Source organism: Pseudomonas sp. GW821-FHT11G12 (assembly GCF_058808055.1).
This window is the reverse complement of sequence record NZ_JBXARH010000001.1, coordinates 738,597-755,944: the sequence shown is the minus strand read 5'-3', so window position 1 is coordinate 755,944 and position 17,348 is coordinate 738,597. Positions and strand designations below refer to the sequence as shown.

18 protein-coding genes are annotated in these 17,348 nt (G+C 60.6%); 9 read left to right on the top strand and 9 right to left on the bottom strand.

The features are described 5' to 3' along the window. Positions 1 to 194: 194 nt before the first annotated feature. The 6 genes from AC1RR7_RS03510 to AC1RR7_RS03485 are packed head-to-tail and all read left to right on the top strand — an operon-like array spanning position 195 to position 7,040. The gene (locus AC1RR7_RS03510) at positions 195 to 1,154 is read left to right on the top strand and encodes an AAA family ATPase (protein ID WP_007913915.1); all 960 of its coding nucleotides are present in this window, start codon (positions 195 to 197) and stop codon (positions 1,152 to 1,154) included. 5 nt (positions 1,155 to 1,159) lie between these two features. Further along, the gene (locus AC1RR7_RS03505; RefSeq protein ID WP_096820033.1) at positions 1,160 to 2,104 is read left to right on the top strand and encodes a DUF58 domain-containing protein; all 945 of its coding nucleotides are present in this window, start codon (positions 1,160 to 1,162) and stop codon (positions 2,102 to 2,104) included. Next, entirely contained in the window at positions 2,101 to 2,598 is a 498-nt protein-coding gene (locus tag AC1RR7_RS03500; protein ID WP_102620975.1) for a DUF4381 domain-containing protein, read from the top strand. Before AC1RR7_RS03505 ends, AC1RR7_RS03500 begins: the two co-directional genes overlap by 4 nt. Further along, positions 2,591 to 3,670, top strand: a complete 1,080-nt coding sequence (locus tag AC1RR7_RS03495) for a vWA domain-containing protein (protein ID WP_493156122.1) — start codon at positions 2,591 to 2,593, stop codon at positions 3,668 to 3,670. The genes AC1RR7_RS03500 and AC1RR7_RS03495 overlap by 8 nt, the downstream gene beginning before the upstream one ends. Then, entirely contained in the window at positions 3,667 to 5,403 is a 1,737-nt protein-coding gene (locus AC1RR7_RS03490) for a tetratricopeptide repeat protein (protein WP_493072422.1), read from the top strand. Before AC1RR7_RS03495 ends, AC1RR7_RS03490 begins: the two co-directional genes overlap by 4 nt. Beyond that, positions 5,400 to 7,040, top strand: coding sequence for a BatD family protein (locus AC1RR7_RS03485; RefSeq protein ID WP_102620972.1), 1,641 nt, complete (start codon positions 5,400 to 5,402; stop codon positions 7,038 to 7,040). Before AC1RR7_RS03490 ends, AC1RR7_RS03485 begins: the two co-directional genes overlap by 4 nt. A 205-nt stretch (positions 7,041 to 7,245) precedes the next feature. Here AC1RR7_RS03485 and AC1RR7_RS03480 read toward each other — a convergent pair whose 3' ends face one another. The 4 genes from AC1RR7_RS03480 to AC1RR7_RS03465 form a co-directional block, all read right to left on the bottom strand. Beyond that, the gene (locus AC1RR7_RS03480; protein ID WP_493156120.1) at positions 7,246 to 7,575 is read right to left on the bottom strand and encodes a HEAT repeat domain-containing protein; all 330 of its coding nucleotides are present in this window, start codon (positions 7,573 to 7,575) and stop codon (positions 7,246 to 7,248) included. A 19-nt stretch (positions 7,576 to 7,594) separates the two neighbouring features. Then, a complete protein-coding gene (locus AC1RR7_RS03475; protein WP_493064977.1) occupies positions 7,595 to 8,017 on the bottom strand; it encodes a hypothetical protein in 423 nt (140 codons plus the stop codon). Between the two features lie 85 nt (positions 8,018 to 8,102). After that, positions 8,103 to 8,471: a hypothetical protein gene (locus tag AC1RR7_RS03470; protein WP_493156118.1), complete on the bottom strand. Its 369-nt coding sequence runs from the start codon at positions 8,469 to 8,471 to the stop codon at positions 8,103 to 8,105. Positions 8,472 to 8,739: 268 nt separating this feature from the next. After that, positions 8,740 to 8,952 carry a zf-TFIIB domain-containing protein gene (locus AC1RR7_RS03465; protein WP_273536439.1) on the bottom strand — a complete coding sequence of 71 codons (213 nt, stop codon included), beginning with the start codon at positions 8,950 to 8,952 and terminating at the stop codon, positions 8,740 to 8,742. 297 nt (positions 8,953 to 9,249) lie between these two features. Here AC1RR7_RS03465 and AC1RR7_RS03460 point away from each other — a divergent pair, with 297 nt between their 5' ends. The 3 genes from AC1RR7_RS03460 to AC1RR7_RS03450 are packed head-to-tail and all read left to right on the top strand — an operon-like array spanning position 9,250 to position 14,713. Continuing rightward, complete coding sequence (locus AC1RR7_RS03460) at positions 9,250 to 10,494, top strand: exonuclease SbcCD subunit D C-terminal domain-containing protein (RefSeq protein ID WP_102620966.1); 1,245 nt, start codon at positions 9,250 to 9,252, stop codon at positions 10,492 to 10,494. Continuing rightward, positions 10,491 to 14,132 (top strand): AAA family ATPase, encoded by a 3,642-nt coding sequence (locus AC1RR7_RS03455; RefSeq protein WP_493156116.1) that lies wholly within the window; start codon positions 10,491 to 10,493, stop codon positions 14,130 to 14,132. The genes AC1RR7_RS03460 and AC1RR7_RS03455 overlap by 4 nt, the downstream gene beginning before the upstream one ends. Next, entirely contained in the window at positions 14,129 to 14,713 is a 585-nt protein-coding gene (locus AC1RR7_RS03450) for a glutathione S-transferase (protein ID WP_493156114.1), read from the top strand. Before AC1RR7_RS03455 ends, AC1RR7_RS03450 begins: the two co-directional genes overlap by 4 nt. 4 nt (positions 14,714 to 14,717) lie before the next feature. Here AC1RR7_RS03450 and AC1RR7_RS03445 read toward each other — a convergent pair whose 3' ends face one another. The 5 genes from AC1RR7_RS03445 to AC1RR7_RS03425 all read right to left on the bottom strand — a co-directional run bounded on the left by AC1RR7_RS03445 (position 14,718) and on the right by AC1RR7_RS03425 (position 17,255). Continuing rightward, the gene (locus AC1RR7_RS03445) at positions 14,718 to 14,975 is read right to left on the bottom strand and encodes a hypothetical protein (RefSeq protein WP_096820052.1); all 258 of its coding nucleotides are present in this window, start codon (positions 14,973 to 14,975) and stop codon (positions 14,718 to 14,720) included. Beyond that, entirely contained in the window at positions 14,972 to 15,184 is a 213-nt protein-coding gene (locus tag AC1RR7_RS03440) for a hypothetical protein (protein ID WP_493156112.1), read from the bottom strand. Before AC1RR7_RS03440 ends, AC1RR7_RS03445 begins: the two co-directional genes overlap by 4 nt. A gap of 254 nt (positions 15,185 to 15,438) precedes the next feature. Then, on the bottom strand, positions 15,439 to 15,618 hold the full coding sequence (locus AC1RR7_RS03435) for a hypothetical protein (protein ID WP_011334602.1): 180 nt from the start codon (positions 15,616 to 15,618) through the stop codon (positions 15,439 to 15,441). Positions 15,619 to 15,774: 156 nt separating this feature from the next. Continuing rightward, positions 15,775 to 16,950, bottom strand: coding sequence for a lactonase family protein (locus tag AC1RR7_RS03430; protein WP_493156110.1), 1,176 nt, complete (start codon positions 16,948 to 16,950; stop codon positions 15,775 to 15,777). Beyond that, complete coding sequence (locus AC1RR7_RS03425; protein WP_102620986.1) at positions 16,947 to 17,255, bottom strand: DUF5629 family protein; 309 nt, start codon at positions 17,253 to 17,255, stop codon at positions 16,947 to 16,949. Before AC1RR7_RS03425 ends, AC1RR7_RS03430 begins: the two co-directional genes overlap by 4 nt. Positions 17,256 to 17,348: the final 93 nt, after the last annotated feature.

The window sequence follows — 17,348 nt, the reverse complement described above, 5'->3', positions numbered from 1 at the left end:
CTTTCGCCTGCGAAAGGGCCTCAAAGAACACCGCATCTCCCCCGCCCTACAAAATTCCAACAATTGCCCCGGTCATTTCCCGCACTTTGCGCAAAATGCCGTTAGTCGCCACCCCCTGCGATGGATTAAAGTAACGCCCCCAGCCCCGGCGTTATCCGAACGCCTGTGGCCACCCTTTCCAGGAACAGTCATCGATGGAACATCGTGAAGCGCTGCTGGCGCTGCGAACCTTTCTTTCAACGCAGATTCTCGGCCAGGAAAAACTCATCGAGCGCTTGCTCATCGCCCTGCTCGCCGACGGCCACATGCTGGTCGAAGGCGCTCCGGGTCTGGCCAAGACCAAAGCGATCAAAGAGCTCGCCGAGGGCATCGAAGCCCAGTTCCATCGCATTCAGTTCACCCCGGACCTGCTGCCCGCCGACATCACCGGTACCGAGATCTATCGCCCGGAAACCGGCAGTTTCGTGTTCCAGCAAGGCCCGATCTTCCACAACCTGGTGCTGGCGGACGAAATCAACCGTGCCCCGGCCAAGGTCCAGTCGGCCTTGCTTGAAGCGATGGCCGAACGTCAGGTCAGTGTCGGGCGCAGCACCTATGAGCTGTCGCCGCTGTTCCTGGTGATGGCCACGCAGAACCCGATCGAGCAGGAAGGCACCTACCCGCTGCCCGAAGCGCAGCTCGACCGGTTCCTGATGCACGTAAAAATCGGTTTTCCGGACGCTGCCGTCGAACGCCGAATCCTGCAACAGGCCCGGGGCGAAGCCCTGAACGGCGAAACCAAGCCAGAACGTCGGGTCAGCCAGCAGGCGATCTTCGCCGCACGCAAGGAAATCCTCGGTCTGTACATGGCGGACGCCGTAGAGGAATACCTCGTGCAACTGGTCATGGCCACGCGCAACCCGGCCAAGTTCGACCCGGAAATGGCCGAATGGATTGCCTACGGCGCCAGCCCCCGTGGCTCGATCGCCCTCGACCGCTGTGCCCGCGCTCACGCCTGGCTGGCCGGTCGCGACTTCGTCAGCCCGGAAGACATCCAGGCGGTGCTGTTCGACGTATTGCGTCACCGCATCATTCTGTCGTTCGAGGCCGAAGCCGCCGGTATCGACCAGGATCGGGTGGTGCAACGGATTCTCGACGTCGTAGCCGTCGCTTGACCCCGATGAACGCCTCTCTGCCGTCCGAACCGGGTATTCGCGTCAGCCTCGCCGAGCTGATCGAGATGCGTCACCGCGTGCGCGAAGTGCAGCTGTTTTCCACGCCGAGCCAGCGCAGCCCGCTGATCGGCCTGCACCACTCGAAATTTCGTGGCCGTGGCGTGGACTTCGATCAGGTGCGGGTCTATCAGGCCGGCGACGACGTGCGCACCATCGACTGGCGCGTGACCGCGCGGACTCAGGAGCCGCACACCAAGCTGTTCCATGAAGAGCGCGAGCGGCCGATTTTCATCATGGTCGAGCAAAGCACGCGGTTGTTCTTCGGTTCCGGGCTGATGTTCAAATCAGTGCTCGCGGCGCAGGCGGCGGCGCTGATCGGCTGGGCCGCGCTGGGCCACAACGACCGGGTAGGCGGGCTGGTGTTCGGCGACAACGAGCATTACGAAATCAAGCCGCGCCGCAGCAAGCAGAGCCTGCTGCAACTGCTCAACCGGCTGGTGAAGGTCAATCAGTCGCTGCACAGCGAGCGGGAGCCGGATCGCGATGCGTTTGGCGTGGCGTTGCGCCGGGCTCGTGAAGTGCTGCGCCCTGGCAGTCTAGTGATCGTGATCTGTGACGAGCGCGCACTGACCGACAGTGCCGAGCAGCAATTGAGCCTGCTGTCGCGTCATTGCGACCTGCTGATGCTGCCGCTGTCCGATCCGCTGGATCACGCCCTGCCCGCTGCCGGGCTGCTGAGATTCGCTGAACGCGGCGCACAACTGGAACTCGACACCCTCAACTTCGACCTGCGCCAGACCTATCGCGCCCAGGCCGAAGCACGCATCGCCCGCTGGGAACTGCTCGCGCAGAAACTGCGGGTGTTGCTGATGCCGTTGAGCACCCAAAGCGAAATGGTCGAGCAGATGCGCGAGTTCCTCAACCCGCAGCGCCCGGGGAAGGTTCGATGAACGGCCTCGAACAACTGCAACCGCTGATTTCCCCGCCACCGATTGCCTTCTGGCCGCCGGCGCCGGGCTGGTGGTTGCTGCTTCTGTTGCTGCCGCTGATCGGCATCGTGCTGTGGCGTCTGCGCCGTTTCATTCCGATCAAGAAGAAACCCATCGTGCGCGCTGAATTGCCGCTCGACCCGGTGCGCATCGCCGCACTCGCCGAGCTGGCGCAAATGGTCAAGCCTTACGACGGCGCCCCGGCCGGCGCGTGGCTGCAACAACTCAACGGCCTGCTCAAACGCCTGTGCCGCAACCACTATCCCTACAGCCAGAGTCACACTCTCAACGGGCGCAAATGGCTGGCGTTTCTCGACAACCGCTGCCCTGCCGCTGGCCTGACTCGCTGGATGGTGCTTGTCGAGGGCGCGTACAAACCCGAGTGCAAACTGGACGACAAGGCCATCGCCGGCCTGACGCAAGCCGTCGACACCTGGATCCGCAAGCATGTTTGAGTTCGCCTGGCCGTGGATCTTTGTGCTGTTGCCACTGCCGTGGCTGATGCGCCTTGTGCTGCCTGTCGCCGACAGTGGCGAGCCGGCGTTGAAGGTGAGTTTCCTCGGTGACCTGGAAGGCCTCGCACGCCGCCGTGCCCGCGCCAATCTGCCCGCCTGGCGCCAGCAGGCACCCTTCATGCTGTTGTGGCTGTTTCTGCTGATCGCTGCCGCCCGCCCGCAATGGCTGGGCGAACCGTTGCCGATTGCCGCCAGCGGTCGTGATCTGCTGGTGGCGGTGGACGTGTCCGGCTCGATGGACTTCCCCGACATGCAATGGAACGACGAGGACGTCAGTCGCCTGTCGCTGGTTCAGCATTTGCTCGGCGACTTCCTGGAAAGCCGCGATGGCGACCGGGTCGGTTTGATCCTGTTCGGCAGCCAGGCTTACCTGCAAGCACCGCTGACGTTTGACCGACGCACCGTGCGCGTGTGGCTCGACGAAGCGCGGATCGGCATCGCCGGCAAGAACACCGCCATTGGCGACGCCATCGGTCTGGCGCTGAAACGTCTGCGCATGCGCCCGGCACAGAGCCGTGTGTTGATTCTGGTCACCGACGGCGCCAACAACGGCGGCGAAATCGATCCGCTGACCGCCGCAAAACTGGCCGCCAACGAAGGCGTGAAAATCTATCCGATCGGTATCGGTGCCGACCCCGAAGAAAGCGGCGCCACGGCACTGCTCGGCGGCAATCCGACCCTCGACCTCGACGAGCCGGCACTCAAGGCGATTGCCGACGCTACCGGCGGCCGCTACTTCCGCGCCCGTGACGGCAAAGAACTGCAAGCGATCAAGGACACCCTCGACCAACTGGAACCCGTGGCTCAGCAACCGACCCAGGCACGCCCGGCCCAGGCGTTGTATCAATGGCCTCTGGCGCTGGCGTTGCTGTTGAGCATGTTGCTGGTCACCCGCGAGTTGTGGCCGGACAACCCGTTGCAACGGCTGTTCACCAAGGAGCTGTATCTGCAAAGCCCCCTGCCTGACTGGCGCGCGCGCCTCAAGCGTTTGCGTCTGCGGAGGCGCCGATGATCGCCCTCTGGCCGCACTGGTTCCGTCCGTGGTGGTTGCTGCTGTTGCCGCTGCTCGGCTGGCTGATCTGGCAGCTCTGGCACCGGCAGAAACGCGCCGGACGCTGGCAGATGATTCTGCCGCCAGCGTTCCATGCCGCATTGCTCAGTGGCGGCAGCGGTCGCGACAGCAAACTGCCGTGGGTTGCGTTGGGCGTTGCGTGGTTGCTGACGATCCTGGCGCTGCTCGGGCCGAGCTGGGAGCGCGTCGAACAGACCAGCCAGAAACCGGCGGATCCGCTAGTAGTTGTGCTGGAGCTGACCCCGGAAATGCTCGCCACCGACTCGCCGCCCACGCGTCTGGAGCAAGCCCGGCGCAAGCTGTTCGATCTGTTGAAGGCGCGCAGCGATGCGCAGACCGCCATTGTGGTTTACGCGGGCAGCGCTCATACATTGGTGCCGCTGTCGGATGACCTGGCGACCAGCCGCAATCTGCTCGACGCCCTCAAGCCGTCGCTGATGCCAGAGAGCGGTCATCGCGCCGATCTTGCGGTGAGCAAGGCGCTGGCCTTGCTGGAACAGGGGGCGCTGGGTCAGGGACGCATTCTGCTGATCGGCTCTTCGCTGTCCGATGAGGAACGCCAAGGCATTCGCCATGCGTTGAGCGGGCAATCGGCGCAGTTGCTGATGCTCGGCATCGGCACTGCCGAGGGCGCGCCGATTGCTCAGGAGGACGGCAGTTTCCTCAAGGACGCCCAGGGTGCGATCCGCGTGCCGCAACTCGACAGTCCCGGCCTCGGCGCCTTCCTCAATTCGGTGGGCGGCGAGTACCACAGCGCACGGCTGGATGAGTCGGATCTGGGCAGCCTTGGACTGCTCAATGGCCCGCGTAGCCTGCGCAACGACGGCCAGACCCTGCGCCTCGATACCTGGGCCGATCAGGGTTACTGGCTGCTGTTGCCGCTGTTGCTGCTTGCCGCGTGTGCCGGGCGGCGTGGCTGGTTGTTCTGCCTGCCGCTGCTGTTTTGCCTGCCACAGCCGAGCTACGCTTTTGATTTCGAAGACCTGTGGCTGCGCCCCGATCAACAGGGTTTGCACCTGCTCAAGCAGAAGCGTCCGGCAGAGGCGGCGAAACACTTCGAAGATCATCAGTGGCAAGGGCTGGCGTTGTACGAGGCCGGCGACTACAGTGGCGCCGCCCAGCGTTTCGCCGAAGGCAGCGATGCCCGCGCCCACTACAATCGTGGCAACGCATTGGCGAAAAGCGGTGAGCTGGAAGCGGCGATCGATGCCTACGAACAGGCTCTGGAGTTGCAGCCGGATTTGCGTCCGGCGCTGACCAACAAGGCGCTGGTGGAAAACCTGCTCAAGCAGAAAAACACGCCGCCGCCGACCGAACCCGAGAAGCAACCGACGCAGCAGAACGTGCCGGGCGACGAACCACCGCCCGCCACTGCACCGCCACCGGCGGTCAAGAATGATGCGCCAAGCGAAGCCCAGCCCGCGGAGTCGGCCAGTGAACCACCGCCGGCCACCCCGCCGCAGCCAGGCCCCAACGAAGTGCCCAACAGCGCGCCGGACGAAGAACAGAACACCAGCCCGACGCTGCGCCCCAGCGAAGACAACGTCGAAGGCGAGCAACGCCAGGCACTGGAACAGTGGCTGGGCAAGATCCCGGATGATCCGGGCGAACTGCTGCGACGCAAATTCTGGTACGAACAGCAACAACATCAGGATCAGGAAAACACTCGATGACCCGTTTCACCGCTCTCTTGCTGCCCCTGCTGATCTGCACGGCCACCGCCCAGGCGGCCGGGCTGACGGCCAGTGTGGATCGCAGTCGCCTGAACTCCGGCGAGACGGTCGAACTCACTCTCGAATCCAACGATGTCACGCAGTTCGGCAAACCTGATCTGACCCCGCTGGAACCGTTGTTCGAAGTGCGCGGCACGCGCCAGGTCAACCAGCTGAACACCCTCAACAACGAGAACCGCGCCACCACCCGCTGGATCATCACTCTGTTGCCGAAACAGAACGGCAGCGTGGAAATTCCGCCGTTGAAACTCGGCGAAACCGAGAGCCAGCCGATCACCGTGCAGGTGGTCGAAAGCGACGTTCACGAAGAAAAGAATGCGCTCGACCCGGTGTTCATCGAGTCCAGCCTCGACCAGTCCAGCGTCTACGTGCAGGCCCAGGCCGTCCTGACCCTGCGCATCTACCATTCGGTTTCGCTGTACGACGACAGCAGCGTGACTCCGTTGCAGATCGCCGACGCGCGCATCGAGCAACTGGGCGACACGCGCACCTACGAAAAAGACATCAACGGTGTTCGGCATGGCGTGATCGAGATGCGCTATGCGATCTATCCGCAGCACAGTGGTTTGCTGACCATCACCCCGCAGACCTTCAGCGCCACATTGGTCGACACCCAGCCGGCAAAAGATCCCACCGCCCAAGGGCCGAAAACCGGCAAATTGCTGCGCGTCGCGTCCTCGGAAATCCCGCTGACCGTCAAACCCAAACCGATCACTTATCCGAGCGATGCGCCGTGGTTGCCGGCCCGCAGCCTGAGCCTGAGCGAGAGCTGGAACCCGGAGCCGGATCACACGCAGGTCGGCGACTCTCTGACCCGCAGCCTGACCCTCAAGGTCGAAGGCCTCGCCAGTTCACAACTGCCCGCCCTGCCCGCCACCGAGGCCAATGGCTTGCGCCGCTATCCGGATCAGCCGGTGCTCAACAATCAGAGCAGCGAGCGCGGTCTGATCGGCAGCCGTGAAGAACGCGAAGCGCTGGTGCCGAGTCGCAGTGGTTCGATCGAACTGCCGACCGTGGACGTGGTGTGGTGGAACACCTTCGAAGATCACCTGGAACACACCAGCCTGCCGGCGCGCACTCTGCAAGTGGTGAACAACCCGAGCCTGCAAGTCGACACCCCGGCGGGCAGCGCACAACCACTCAGCGGCGCCGACAGTGAAGCGCTGTGGTGGTGGAAACTCAGCACACTGATTCTGGCCTGTACCACCCTGCTCGGCTTCGGCCTGTGGTGGCGTGCCCGCTGGCAACCGGCGATCCTGCGCGCCGCGCAAACCGGCCCGAGCCCGCGCACCCTGCTCGACGACATCAAACGCGCCAGCCAGGCCAACGACCCCCACGCCACCCGCCAGGCCCTCGACGCCTGGGCCCGTCAGCAGCCGGAAACCCTGGCGGATATGGCGGCGCGATTTGTGCCGCTGTCGGATGCGCTCGACGGTTTGAACGGCGCGCTGTATAGCGAGACCGGGCAGCATTGGCAGGGTGAGGATCTGTGGCGGGCGATCCGGACGATTCCGACGGCGGAGCGGGTGCAGGATCCGGTTGGGGACAGTGGGTTACCGCCGCTTTATCCGAAGTAAGCGAAAGAACACCAGCAAACGACATCAAACGATGCCGCACGTCGCGCTCGAATTCGTTTCTGGCAAGATCAGCAGACCACTCGACGTGGTCTGCCCTCCACCTTCATTTGCTTGTAAGCAGATGCTCGAGATTCAACACCGACACCCGCCCTGCCTGGTTGTTTTCCTGCTTTGCTCGCTCGATGGCCGACGCAATCAGAGCGAATCACTTTCCCGCTTCCACACCTGAGCTTGTCATCGACCTGATAGCGTCCAGCGCCGCATACCTGACGGTTTCGCTTTCGTGAAACATGAGATCCAGCAATACAGCCAGGGCGCGCTCATCAGCAACACTCCCCATGGATTCGCACATGCGCAAAATCCAGAATTCACTCTTGCCATTGACGGCCGCCAGCAGTTCCGACCAGTCGGTGTCGGAAAACTCTTCAAGTATCCCGGACGCGTTCACAACTTCGACATCCGACCAGTAATCGGTCGGAACCTCATCATCAGCGTATCGGCTTATACAAACATCAAACCTGGAATACATACTCATAGGTCATCTCCGGCTACGCTCAGTCGACACCAGTAAAGTCCACATAAACAGCCTCGACGATAGCGTCCTCTTCACCCGTTTCAGGTGCGTAGAACCGCAGGCCCAGACGGGCCACATTGAAGCCTGAGTTATTGAAAACCAGAAACTCGCCTTGCTCTATCAGAAACTGTTGAACGACAAGCACTTCTTCGCCTGCCAACCGCTGACCGCGCCAGGCGAATTGAGCCCATTTCAAAAACTCAACGCCGACGACCATCAAGGCATTATCGAAGTAGACATGAAGTCCCAAATCATCATATGCATCGGTTGGGATAGCGGAATCCGGACTTTTCAAAAACTCGTCAAAGGGGCTTTCGAGGGCCGACCTCGAATCTTCACGGGTCATACCTGCGCGAATCAGTCCAAGGTCTCCTGGGCCAAGCAAGTCAAAATCAATGGTCATTCATTAAAGCCTTTCGAGTTATTGATCGATTACTCACTAAACGGGGACGGATTTATTGGCACTAAAAGGGGACAGATTTATTAAATCAAATAAATCCGTCCCCTTTTAGGAGTCCCCTTTTAGTGTTTCCATAAATGAAACCATCTGGAATCTCTGGCCAGCCTGGACCTAAAAGCAGGGCCTCCAGATCGTCACGGATATCCCGGAAAAACCCCGATAAATTCATGAGATGTATACATGAGTGCATCAACGCCGCTTGCAACATGACGTCATCTCCTCTCTCTCTGGCGGATGCTGCTTTAGACATATTGAAGAGGACGAGCTCCAGCATTTCCGACAGTTCGTCCTTCCAGTTCAGCTTGTAATCAGCCTCCAGACCATCACCATCGAAATCACCTGTCTTCTCCTTCACTGTCTGGATGATCAGGTTTTTCACCGACTCAAGATCATTCATCTCAGCTCACTTTCATTGATCTTACTTGTTGAAAAGCTCATACACCCATTTAGCCAATATTTCCGGTGATGTTGATTCTTTCCTGAAACATTCTTCACCGCGATCTTTCGCAACAATGGCCAGCGTCCCCGATGCAGAAATTTCAATATAGGGCGCACCAAACTCCTCTATCTCGGCTCCCAAAGTGCACAAATAGGGGACTGCACAAAAAAGGGGACAGATTTATTTAATAAAACAACCCCTCCTTTTTTGCTCTTCGCGCCCCCCCCTACAAATCTTCCGAAACAACTTCCAATTCATCCCACAGCATGGAAAGCCCAATGCCTTTCATATAAGTCCCGTAATCTACAAAACCGGGAAACCCAATATTTTCGATCGAGAACCACGTCGCATCGCACTCTGGGCAAATAAAAATAATCGTCTTATTCGCCTTAATCATCGCCTTGACAACATTATCCTGCTGACATCTTGGGCAGATCATATAAACCTCTCCATCATCAAAAAAGGAACAATCAAAAAAAATGGACAAATTTATGGTCGGGTTGGCACTGATTGCGGAGGTTGAAGCCCGGCGGACCGCTCGATCAAAAAAATGATATCAATATAGTGGCCAGACGGTCGATACCCGGTATATGGCCGTCAATTAAAGGATTCGCCGAGATCGTCCCACCCCACCTCCCGGACAAGCCTGCCCGTCGCAATAATCTGTAAACTCTCCCCTCTTTCGCCGCCCTCTCCTTCCAGGCGGCCATCACCTCTTTATATTGCGGAGTCAGCCTTGCGTCTGTTTCACACCTCCGACTGGCACCTTGGGCAAAACCTGCACGGCCAGGAGCGCGATTTCGAGCATGCATGCTTCCTCGAGTGGCTGCTGCGCCAATTGAAGCTGGCGCAGCCGGACGTGCTGCTGATCGCCGGCGACATCTTCGACACGGTGAACCCGCCGGTCAAAGCCCAGGAACGCCTTTACGATTTCATCGTCAGCGCCCACGAGCAGCAGCCGTTGCTGACCATCGTGATGATCGCTGGCAACCACGATTCCGGCTCGCGGATAGAGTTGCCCGCGCCGCTGATGCGGCGTTTGCGCACCCATGCGTTGGGTCGGGTATTGTGGCTCGATGACGGCCAGCTCGATGCGGAACGCTTGTTGTTGCCGCTGCCGAATGCGTCCGGCGAGATCGCCGCGTGGTGCCTCGCGCTGCCGTTCCTGCGGCCTGCCGAAGTGACCGGCGCGCATCTGGGTGACAACTATCTGCGCGGTATTGGCCAGGTGCATGAATGGCTGATCGAAGCGGCCAACGCCAAGCGCCAGCCGGGCCAGGCACTGGTCGCCATCAGTCATGCGCACATGGCCGGTGGGTCGGTGTCGGAAGACTCCGAACGCAGCCTGATCATCGGCAACGCCGAAGCCCTGCCGGCCAGCCTGTTCGGGCCGAGCATCAGCTATGTCGCCCTTGGCCATTTGCACAAGCCGCAGAAGGTCAACGGTGAAGAACGGATTCGCTACAGCGGCTCGCCGATCCCGTTGTCGTTTTCGGAAATCAGTTATCAGCATCAGGTGCTCGACGTCGTTCTGGACGGCGAAACCCTGGTCAGCGTCGAGCCAATGCTGATTCCCCGCTCCGTCAACCTGCAACGTCTCGGCCCTGCGCCATTGGCCGAAATCCTGCTGCAACTGGCCGACCTGCCAAACATCGACCTGCTGGCCGAAACCCAGCGCCAGCCGTGGCTGGAAGTCCGTGTTCGTCTCGATGAGCCACAGCCAGACTTGCGCCATCAAGTCGAAAGCGCCCTGCAAGGCAAAGCCGTGCGACTGGTGCGGATCGCGGCGGAGTACGCGGGCAACCGTGGCGCTGACGGCACAGAAGACAGCAGCGCGCTGATCGAACTGGACCAACTCACCCCGCAGGAATTGTTCAGCCGCGCGTGGCTCGACAATTACGGCAACGAGGTCGATGAGCAAACCCTCAAGGACTTCGCCGAACTGCTGCAAGACGTACAAATGGAGGGCGAGCAGCCATGAAGATTCTCGCCATTCGTTTGAAGAACCTTGCTTCGCTGGCCGGCCCGTTCGAGATCGACTTCACCGCCGAGCCGCTGGCCAGCGCCGGTCTGTTCGCCATCACCGGCCCGACGGGCGCCGGCAAAAGTACCTTGCTCGATGCCCTGTGCCTGGCGTTGTTTGGCTCTGTGCCGCGTTTGAACAACACCAGCCGTGACGCCAAGGTGCCGGACGCCGACGGCGAAATCGCCACTGGCGACCCACGCACACTGCTGCGGCGCGGCACGGGTGAAGGTTTTGCCGAAGTGGATTTTGTCGGCGTCGATGGCCGCCGTTATCGCGCTCGCTGGGAAGCCAACCGCGCCCGGGAAAAGGCCGGCGGCAAGTTGCAGGCCAGCCGCCAGAGCCTGCGTGACATCGATCAGGATCAACTGCTCGCCAGCCAGAAAGGCGAATACAAGGTTCAGCTCGAAGCGGCGCTGGGCCTGAATTTCGAACAGTTCACCCGCGCCGTGCTGCTGGCCCAGAGCGAGTTCAGTGCGTTCCTCAAGGCCGATGACAACGACCGCAGCGAACTGCTGGAAAAACTCACCGATACGGCGCTCTACACCCGCCTCGGCCGACGCGCGTTCGACAAGACCAAAGAGGCGCGCGAAGCCCACAAGCAGTTGCAGGATCAAGCCACCGGCGTGACTCCGCTCCCGCCCGAGGCTCGCGCCGAACTCGACGAGCGCTTCAACGCTGCCCAACAGCAACTGAAGTTGCAGCAGGCCCAGCTCAAACAGCTTGAGCAACAACACACCTGGCTCAAGGATCTGCACCTGTTGCAGGACGCGCAGCAGGCGGCCGCCGAGCAACTGCAGAGCGCCGAACACGAGCGCGAAACGCTGGCCGGCGAACGCCTGCGATTGACGCGTCTGGAACAACTCGCCCCGCAACGGCATCAGTTCGCCCGCAAGGCTGAGATCGATTCACTACTGACGCCATTGGCGGCGCAAATCAGCGCGCACACCCAGCAACAAGGCGAGCTGACTGAACGCCAGACTCAACTTGAGCAAGACCTCAGTGCCGCACAAATCGCCCTGACCCAGGCACAGACGCAACAGAGCGAAAGCGCGCCGCTGTTGCGTCAGGCCTTCGATGAACAAAACACCCTCGGCCGCCTCGCCAAGGAAGTCGCGTCCGGCGCCGAAGCGAAGCAAAACGCCGAACAGGCCTGCACCCAGGGCCAGAGCGCAATCCAGACCCTGCTCGACCAACAGAAAATGGTCGCCGAACGCTTGCAACGTATTGCCACCGATCTTGAGCAAAGTGCTCACCTGGCACCGTTGAGCGAAGCGTGGAATGCCTACCGCGACCGCTTGCAGCAACTGATGCTGATCGGCAACCGGTTGAACAAGGGCGAGAGCGAACTGGCGAATCTCGAACAGAACGCCGCCCGCGCCACCGAAGAACTGGCCACGCAAAAGCAGCAGCTTGAAGTGCTGTTCAAGGAGGCCGGCGCCGAGCCTGATGCCGTCGCCGAGCAGATCGGCATCCTCGGCACTCTGTTGCAGGACAACCGCAAGCAACTGCGCGCCGTCGAAGACCTGACGCGACTTTGGGCCAGTCAGCAGGACCTGGACAAGCGCAGTGCCGAGCTGCAACAGCGTCAGCTCGATGCGCAACAGGAGCGCGAGCGCCTGACCCAGGACGGGGTGAAAACCAAGTCTGAACTGACCGTCGCCGAGCAGACCTTCAACGTCACCCGCGAACTGCTCGAACGCCAGCGTCTGGCTCGCAGTGCCAGTGTCGAAGAACTGCGTGCGCAATTGCAGGACGACCAGCCGTGCCCGGTCTGCGGCAGCAACGAGCATCCGTATCACCAGCCGGAAGCTTTGCTGCAAAGCCTCGGCCGTCACGATGAAAGCGAGCAGGCCAGCGCGCAGCAAGCGGTCGATCAACTGAAGGAAAAACTCACCGAGCTGCGAACCAGCGTCGGTGGTGTGATTGCCCAACAGAAAGAGTTGCTGCAACAACAGGAACAACTGGCGACACAACAGCAAACGCTGACGCCGAGCATCGAGGCTCATCCGCTGGCAGCTCAGTTGCTGAATCAGGACAGCGACAAACGCGCTGCCTGGCTCACTCGCCAGAACGATCAACTGAACCAGAGCATCACGCAGGACGAACAGCGTCAGACGGCCCTGCTCACGCTGCAAAAGGACGCGGCGCGCCTGACCCAGCAATTGCGTCACGCCGAAACCGCACACCAGCAAGCGGCGCAGCACCTGAGCAATCAGCAGCGCGAGCTGAGCGCTGACCGGCAGCGTCTGGACGAAGAGCTCGCAGCCTTCGCCACGCTGCTGCCCTCCGAGACTCACGAAGCCCTGCGCGCCGAGCCGGCCGCGACCTTCATGCAGCTTGACCGGCAGATCGCCGAGAGACTGGCGCAAGTCGATCAGCAAAAGGAAGAACTGGCTGAGCAACAACAACGCCAGCAGACGCTTGAGAAGGAACAGGATCGTCAGCAAAGCCGCGTGCAGCAACTGCAAAACGCTGAACAGCAACTCAACGCGCTGACCGCTCAGCAACAGGCCAGCCAAGAGAAACTGACGCAATTGCTGGGCGATCACAACTGCGCCGAGCACTGGCAGCAGCAGCTTGAACTGGCGGTAGAACAGGCACGCAACGCCGAATCCACCACGACTCAGGCACTGCAAGGCGTGCACACGCAACTCGTGCAAATCGCCGCCGAACTCAAAGCGCAGCAGGAGCGTTTGCAGGCGCTGGAAACCGAAGAGCGCGATCTGGCCGGCAAGATTGCCGACTGGCGTGCTCGCCATCCGGAACTGGATGACGGCGGCCTCGAAGATCTGTTGCGGGTCGATGACGCCCAGGTCGGCGAGTTGCGCGAGCGTTTGCAGCGCAACGAAAAAGCCCTGGAACACGCCAAAGTGCTGTTGCAGGAACGTGATCGCCAGTTGCTCGAACATCAGGCGCAGCACAACGGCAATCTCGAAGCCGAGCAACTCACCGCCGCCCTCGCCGACTTGCAGAACCAGTGCAGCGCCAGCGAACAGCTCTGCGCCGAACTGCGCGCCGAGCAAGTCGAAGATCAGCGCCGGCAGAACGCCAACTCCGCGCTGGCGCAGCAGATCGCCGACGCCTATGCCGAGTATCAGCGCTGGGCGCGACTCAATGCCTTGATCGGCTCGGCCACCGGCGACACCTTCCGCAAGATCGCCCAGGCCTACAACCTCGACCTGCTGGTGCATCACGCCAACGTGCAGCTGCGGCAACTGGTCAAGCGCTACCGCCTGAAACGTGGCGGCAGCATGCTCGGCCTGCTGGTGATGGACACCGAAATGGGCGACGAACTGCGTTCGGTGCATTCGCTGTCCGGCGGTGAAACCTTTTTGGTGTCGCTGGCCCTCGCATTGGGGCTGGCCTCGATGGCGTCGAGCACGCTGAAAATCGAATCGCTGTTCATCGACGAAGGCTTCGGCAGCCTCGATCCGGAATCCCTGCAACTGGCGATGGACGCCCTCGACGGCTTGCAGGCTCAGGGTCGCAAGGTCGCGGTGATTTCCCACGTGCAGGAAATGCACGAGCGGATTCCGGTACAGATTCAGGTACAGCGCCAGGGCAATGGTTTGAGCACACTGGAGGTGAAATGAACACGCTGTATTCGTTCCGCCGCTGCCCGTATGCGATGCGCGCGCGGATGGCCCTGCGTTATTCGGGCGTGCCGGTGGAGATCGTCGAAGTCAGCCTCAAGGCCAAACCGGCCGAGATGCTGGCGATCTCGCCCAAAGGTACGGTGCCGGTGCTGGATGCGGAGGGTCAGGTAATCGATGAGAGTCTGGAGATCATGCGCTGGGCACTGGCGCAGAACGATCCGCAGGGCTGGTTGCTAGGTGGGGACTCACGGATTGCCGAGTTGATCGAAACCAACGATCAAGTGTTCAAGGTGCACCTGAATCGCTACAAGTACGCCGAGCGTTATCCGGAACAACCGATGGAGGTTTATCGCGCCGAAGGTGCGTTGTTCCTGCAGAAGCTGGATGAGTTGCTCGAAGGCCGCGACTACTTGTTGACCGATCATCCTTGCCTGGCCGATATCGCGCTGCTGCCCTTCGTTCGCCAGTTCGCCCATGTCGATCGCGAATGGTTTGCTCAGACACCTTACGTGCGGTTGCAGGGTTGGTTGCAGCGGTTCCTGGAATCAGATCTGTTCACCGCCATCATGAAAAAGTAAGCGCTTACGCCAACACTTCGCACATCCCTATCGCCGAGCAATCCACCTCGAACGGCCCGAAGAACTCGGCCGAGGTTTTCACGGGTGGATTGCCGGCCAGCAGCCCCAACGCATTGGCGCGTTCGATGTTGTGGGCGATGGTGTGGTTGGCTTCTATGGCACGGGCCAGACCGCCGACCGAGCCCTGACCGAATCCCAGAAGAGACGTGCCGTTGGTCATGATCGCCAGACCGGCGATGATCCAGAATCTGTAGCCTTTCATGCTCCGACGGCTCCCGCGAGTTCAACTGAATCCACCGCTGCGCTTTGCGAGCGGAGTTCGAACTGGGCGCCGGGATGCGCGATCTGGATCGGTGCATCGAAGCTGTGTTGCGATTGGGACGAGAGGCTGACGAACAGCACCATGACCAGGTACAGACCGATGGCCAGGTAGGCGCCGCGTTTAGCGGAAGTGATGATTGAACTGGCCATGATGTGTGCTCCGTGGACAATGTTTCGACGTCCACAGAATCAATCAAAAAAGCCGGGGTAACCACTCAGGGTTTGGCATAGTAACCATCAGCTTCGTTGATTATTTAGCCGGTCTATCCCGCCGTTTGAAAATACCTATTACCTGTCGGTGCGCACGCAAAAAACTGCCCAAGGCTGCGATCTTTTGATTTTGCTTTTGATAAACAAGATCAAAGGATCGCAGCCTTGGGCAGTTCCAGGACGTGACGGAAATTTCAGTGTTGAGCTTTGTGATCCAGGGCGGCGTAGAAGTTGGCGCTCTGTTGCAGATATTTCTGGGTGTAGCTCTGGGTGTGGGATTTTTTGTCGCTGATTTCAACGTTGGCGCTGGCTGGCAGAGCAACGGTGGCGGAGATAGCGGAAGCGGCGATGATCGAGAAGAGATTGAAGTTCATGGCGGTAACCCTCGTGTTCGGTTGGCTTGCTTGCCCGGTTGGGCCGTGAAGCAAACTTAACGCTCGAGGGTCGCTCGCTTGAAATGCTTTGCACCATTACCTGTTATCAGCAGGATTAATACAAAGCTTCAGGCCCCGTAGACCGGGGCCTGCGGCTTATTGACGCAGCAGAAACTTGAGGTCGCTCGGGGCGTCCATCGGCAGTTTTTGCACGGTTTTGCCGAGCAGACCGGTCTTGCCGTCACGTTCAACCACGACAATCTGGTTGCTTTTCTGGTTGGCGATCAGCAGGAATTTACCGCTCGGATCGAGGCTGAACTCGCGCGGGTGATCGCCTTCCACCGAACGCCGTTGCAGCTCCTTGAGCTGGCCGGTAGCCGGGTCGATGGCGAACACCAGCAGCTGATTGGCAGTGCCACGGTTGCTGACGTAGAGGAATTTGCCATCGGCAGACGCGTGCAGCGCCGCAGCGGCTTTGTCCGAGGTCGGCTGGCCGGCTGCCAGGTCGACCATTTGCGTCTGGGTCAGCACGCCGTCGTTGTAGTCGAACACCGCAACCTGCGCGCTCATTTCCATGGTCAGCCAGGCATGCTTGCCGTCAGCGCTGAACAACAGATGACGCGGCCCGCTGCCCGCTGGCAATTGCACCGAAGCGGTTTTCGCCGGGGTCAGCGGCAGGTCCGGATTGGCTTTCGGGTCGAATTGGTAGACAAAGACTTTGTCTGCGCCCAGGTCGTTGGAGAACACATAACGACCGTCCGGCGAGGAAATCGTCGAGTGCACATGGTTCGAGGCCTGACGTTCAGGGTTGACCCGGCTCGCCGGGTGAGCACTCATCTGCACCACCGGTTTGAGTTTGCCGTCGCTGCCGACCGGCAACACCGCGAGGGTGCCGCCCGGATCTTCGACTACCGAATAGTTGCTGACGAACAGATGGCTGGCGTCGCCGCTGAGGCTCGAATGGGTCGGCTCGTTGCCCAGGCTCTGGACCTGATTGATCAGGGTCAGGGCGTGGGTCTTCGGATCGATCGAATAGCTGCTGACGCGACCGACCGGGTCTTTCTGGCCAGGGCCGTTTTCATTGACCACGAACACCCGGTGCTGATCCTTGGACAGGGTCAGCCACGACGGGTTTTCGCTCTTGATCACTTGCAGCGGCTTGGCGTCGATCTGGCCGGTGGCGCTGTCGAAGTTCATCCGGTAGATGCCCTGGCTGGTGCCGGCGGTGTAGGAGCCAACCAGCAACTGGAAGCTCTCGGCTGACGCGCTGGAAAGGCCCATCGCACCGACGCTGCCGGCCATCAACAATGGCCAGAATTTACGCATGTTCATTCGGCTTCATCCTCGTCGTCGGCGCTGCTGAGTACATCGCCGAGGCACACCAGACGGTGTTCGCCGACGGTTTTGGTGTCGCTGGCAAAACCGACGATCAACCAGCTCTGCAGGTCCTGGTCAAACGTCGCTGCTTCAACCTGAGCCGGCGTGAACTCCCAATGCCTGGCCGTTCGGCCATCGATGCACTCGATGTGCAGATTGTCGTCTTCATCGAGGGCGAATTCGAAGGCGTGCAGACCGTCGATTTCGACCATACCGCAGTGTTCGAGGGCGTTGAGAAGGGTGTCGGTTACGGCAGTCATGGCAATCATGTCTTTCAGGGGGAAAGTGGCAATGATAGCTCAAAGCCCCGCTCTTGATCGTTCCCACGCTCCGCGTGGGAATGCCTCAAGGGA

Bases quoted from the DNA above. Each gene is read 5' to 3' on its own strand.
- AC1RR7_RS03480 (WP_493156120.1), bottom strand. From the start codon at position 7,575: ATGAGTATGTATTCCAGGTTTGATGTTTGTATAAGCCGATACGCTGAT.
- AC1RR7_RS03495 (WP_493156122.1), top strand. From the start codon at position 2,591: ATGTTTGAGTTCGCCTGGCCGTGGATCTTTGTGCTGTTGCCACTGCCG.
- AC1RR7_RS03510 (WP_007913915.1), top strand. From the start codon at position 195: ATGGAACATCGTGAAGCGCTGCTGGCGCTGCGAACCTTTCTTTCAACG.
- AC1RR7_RS03440 (WP_493156112.1), bottom strand. From the start codon at position 15,184: ATGGCCAGTTCAATCATCACTTCCGCTAAACGCGGCGCCTACCTGGCC.
- AC1RR7_RS03470 (WP_493156118.1), bottom strand. From the start codon at position 8,471: ATGAATGATCTTGAGTCGGTGAAAAACCTGATCATCCAGACAGTGAAG.
- AC1RR7_RS03465 (WP_273536439.1), bottom strand. From the start codon at position 8,952: ATGATCTGCCCAAGATGTCAGCAGGATAATGTTGTCAAGGCGATGATT.
- AC1RR7_RS03445 (WP_096820052.1), bottom strand. From the start codon at position 14,975: ATGAAAGGCTACAGATTCTGGATCATCGCCGGTCTGGCGATCATGACC.
- AC1RR7_RS03475 (WP_493064977.1), bottom strand. From the start codon at position 8,017: ATGACCATTGATTTTGACTTGCTTGGCCCAGGAGACCTTGGACTGATT.
- AC1RR7_RS03450 (WP_493156114.1), top strand. From the start codon at position 14,129: ATGAACACGCTGTATTCGTTCCGCCGCTGCCCGTATGCGATGCGCGCG.
- AC1RR7_RS03425 (WP_102620986.1), bottom strand. From the start codon at position 17,255: ATGACTGCCGTAACCGACACCCTTCTCAACGCCCTCGAACACTGCGGT.
- AC1RR7_RS03435 (WP_011334602.1), bottom strand. From the start codon at position 15,618: ATGAACTTCAATCTCTTCTCGATCATCGCCGCTTCCGCTATCTCCGCC.
- AC1RR7_RS03490 (WP_493072422.1), top strand. From the start codon at position 3,667: ATGATCGCCCTCTGGCCGCACTGGTTCCGTCCGTGGTGGTTGCTGCTG.
- AC1RR7_RS03505 (WP_096820033.1), top strand. From the start codon at position 1,160: ATGAACGCCTCTCTGCCGTCCGAACCGGGTATTCGCGTCAGCCTCGCC.
- AC1RR7_RS03455 (WP_493156116.1), top strand. From the start codon at position 10,491: ATGAAGATTCTCGCCATTCGTTTGAAGAACCTTGCTTCGCTGGCCGGC.
- AC1RR7_RS03485 (WP_102620972.1), top strand. From the start codon at position 5,400: ATGACCCGTTTCACCGCTCTCTTGCTGCCCCTGCTGATCTGCACGGCC.
- AC1RR7_RS03430 (WP_493156110.1), bottom strand. From the start codon at position 16,950: ATGAACATGCGTAAATTCTGGCCATTGTTGATGGCCGGCAGCGTCGGT.
- AC1RR7_RS03500 (WP_102620975.1), top strand. From the start codon at position 2,101: ATGAACGGCCTCGAACAACTGCAACCGCTGATTTCCCCGCCACCGATT.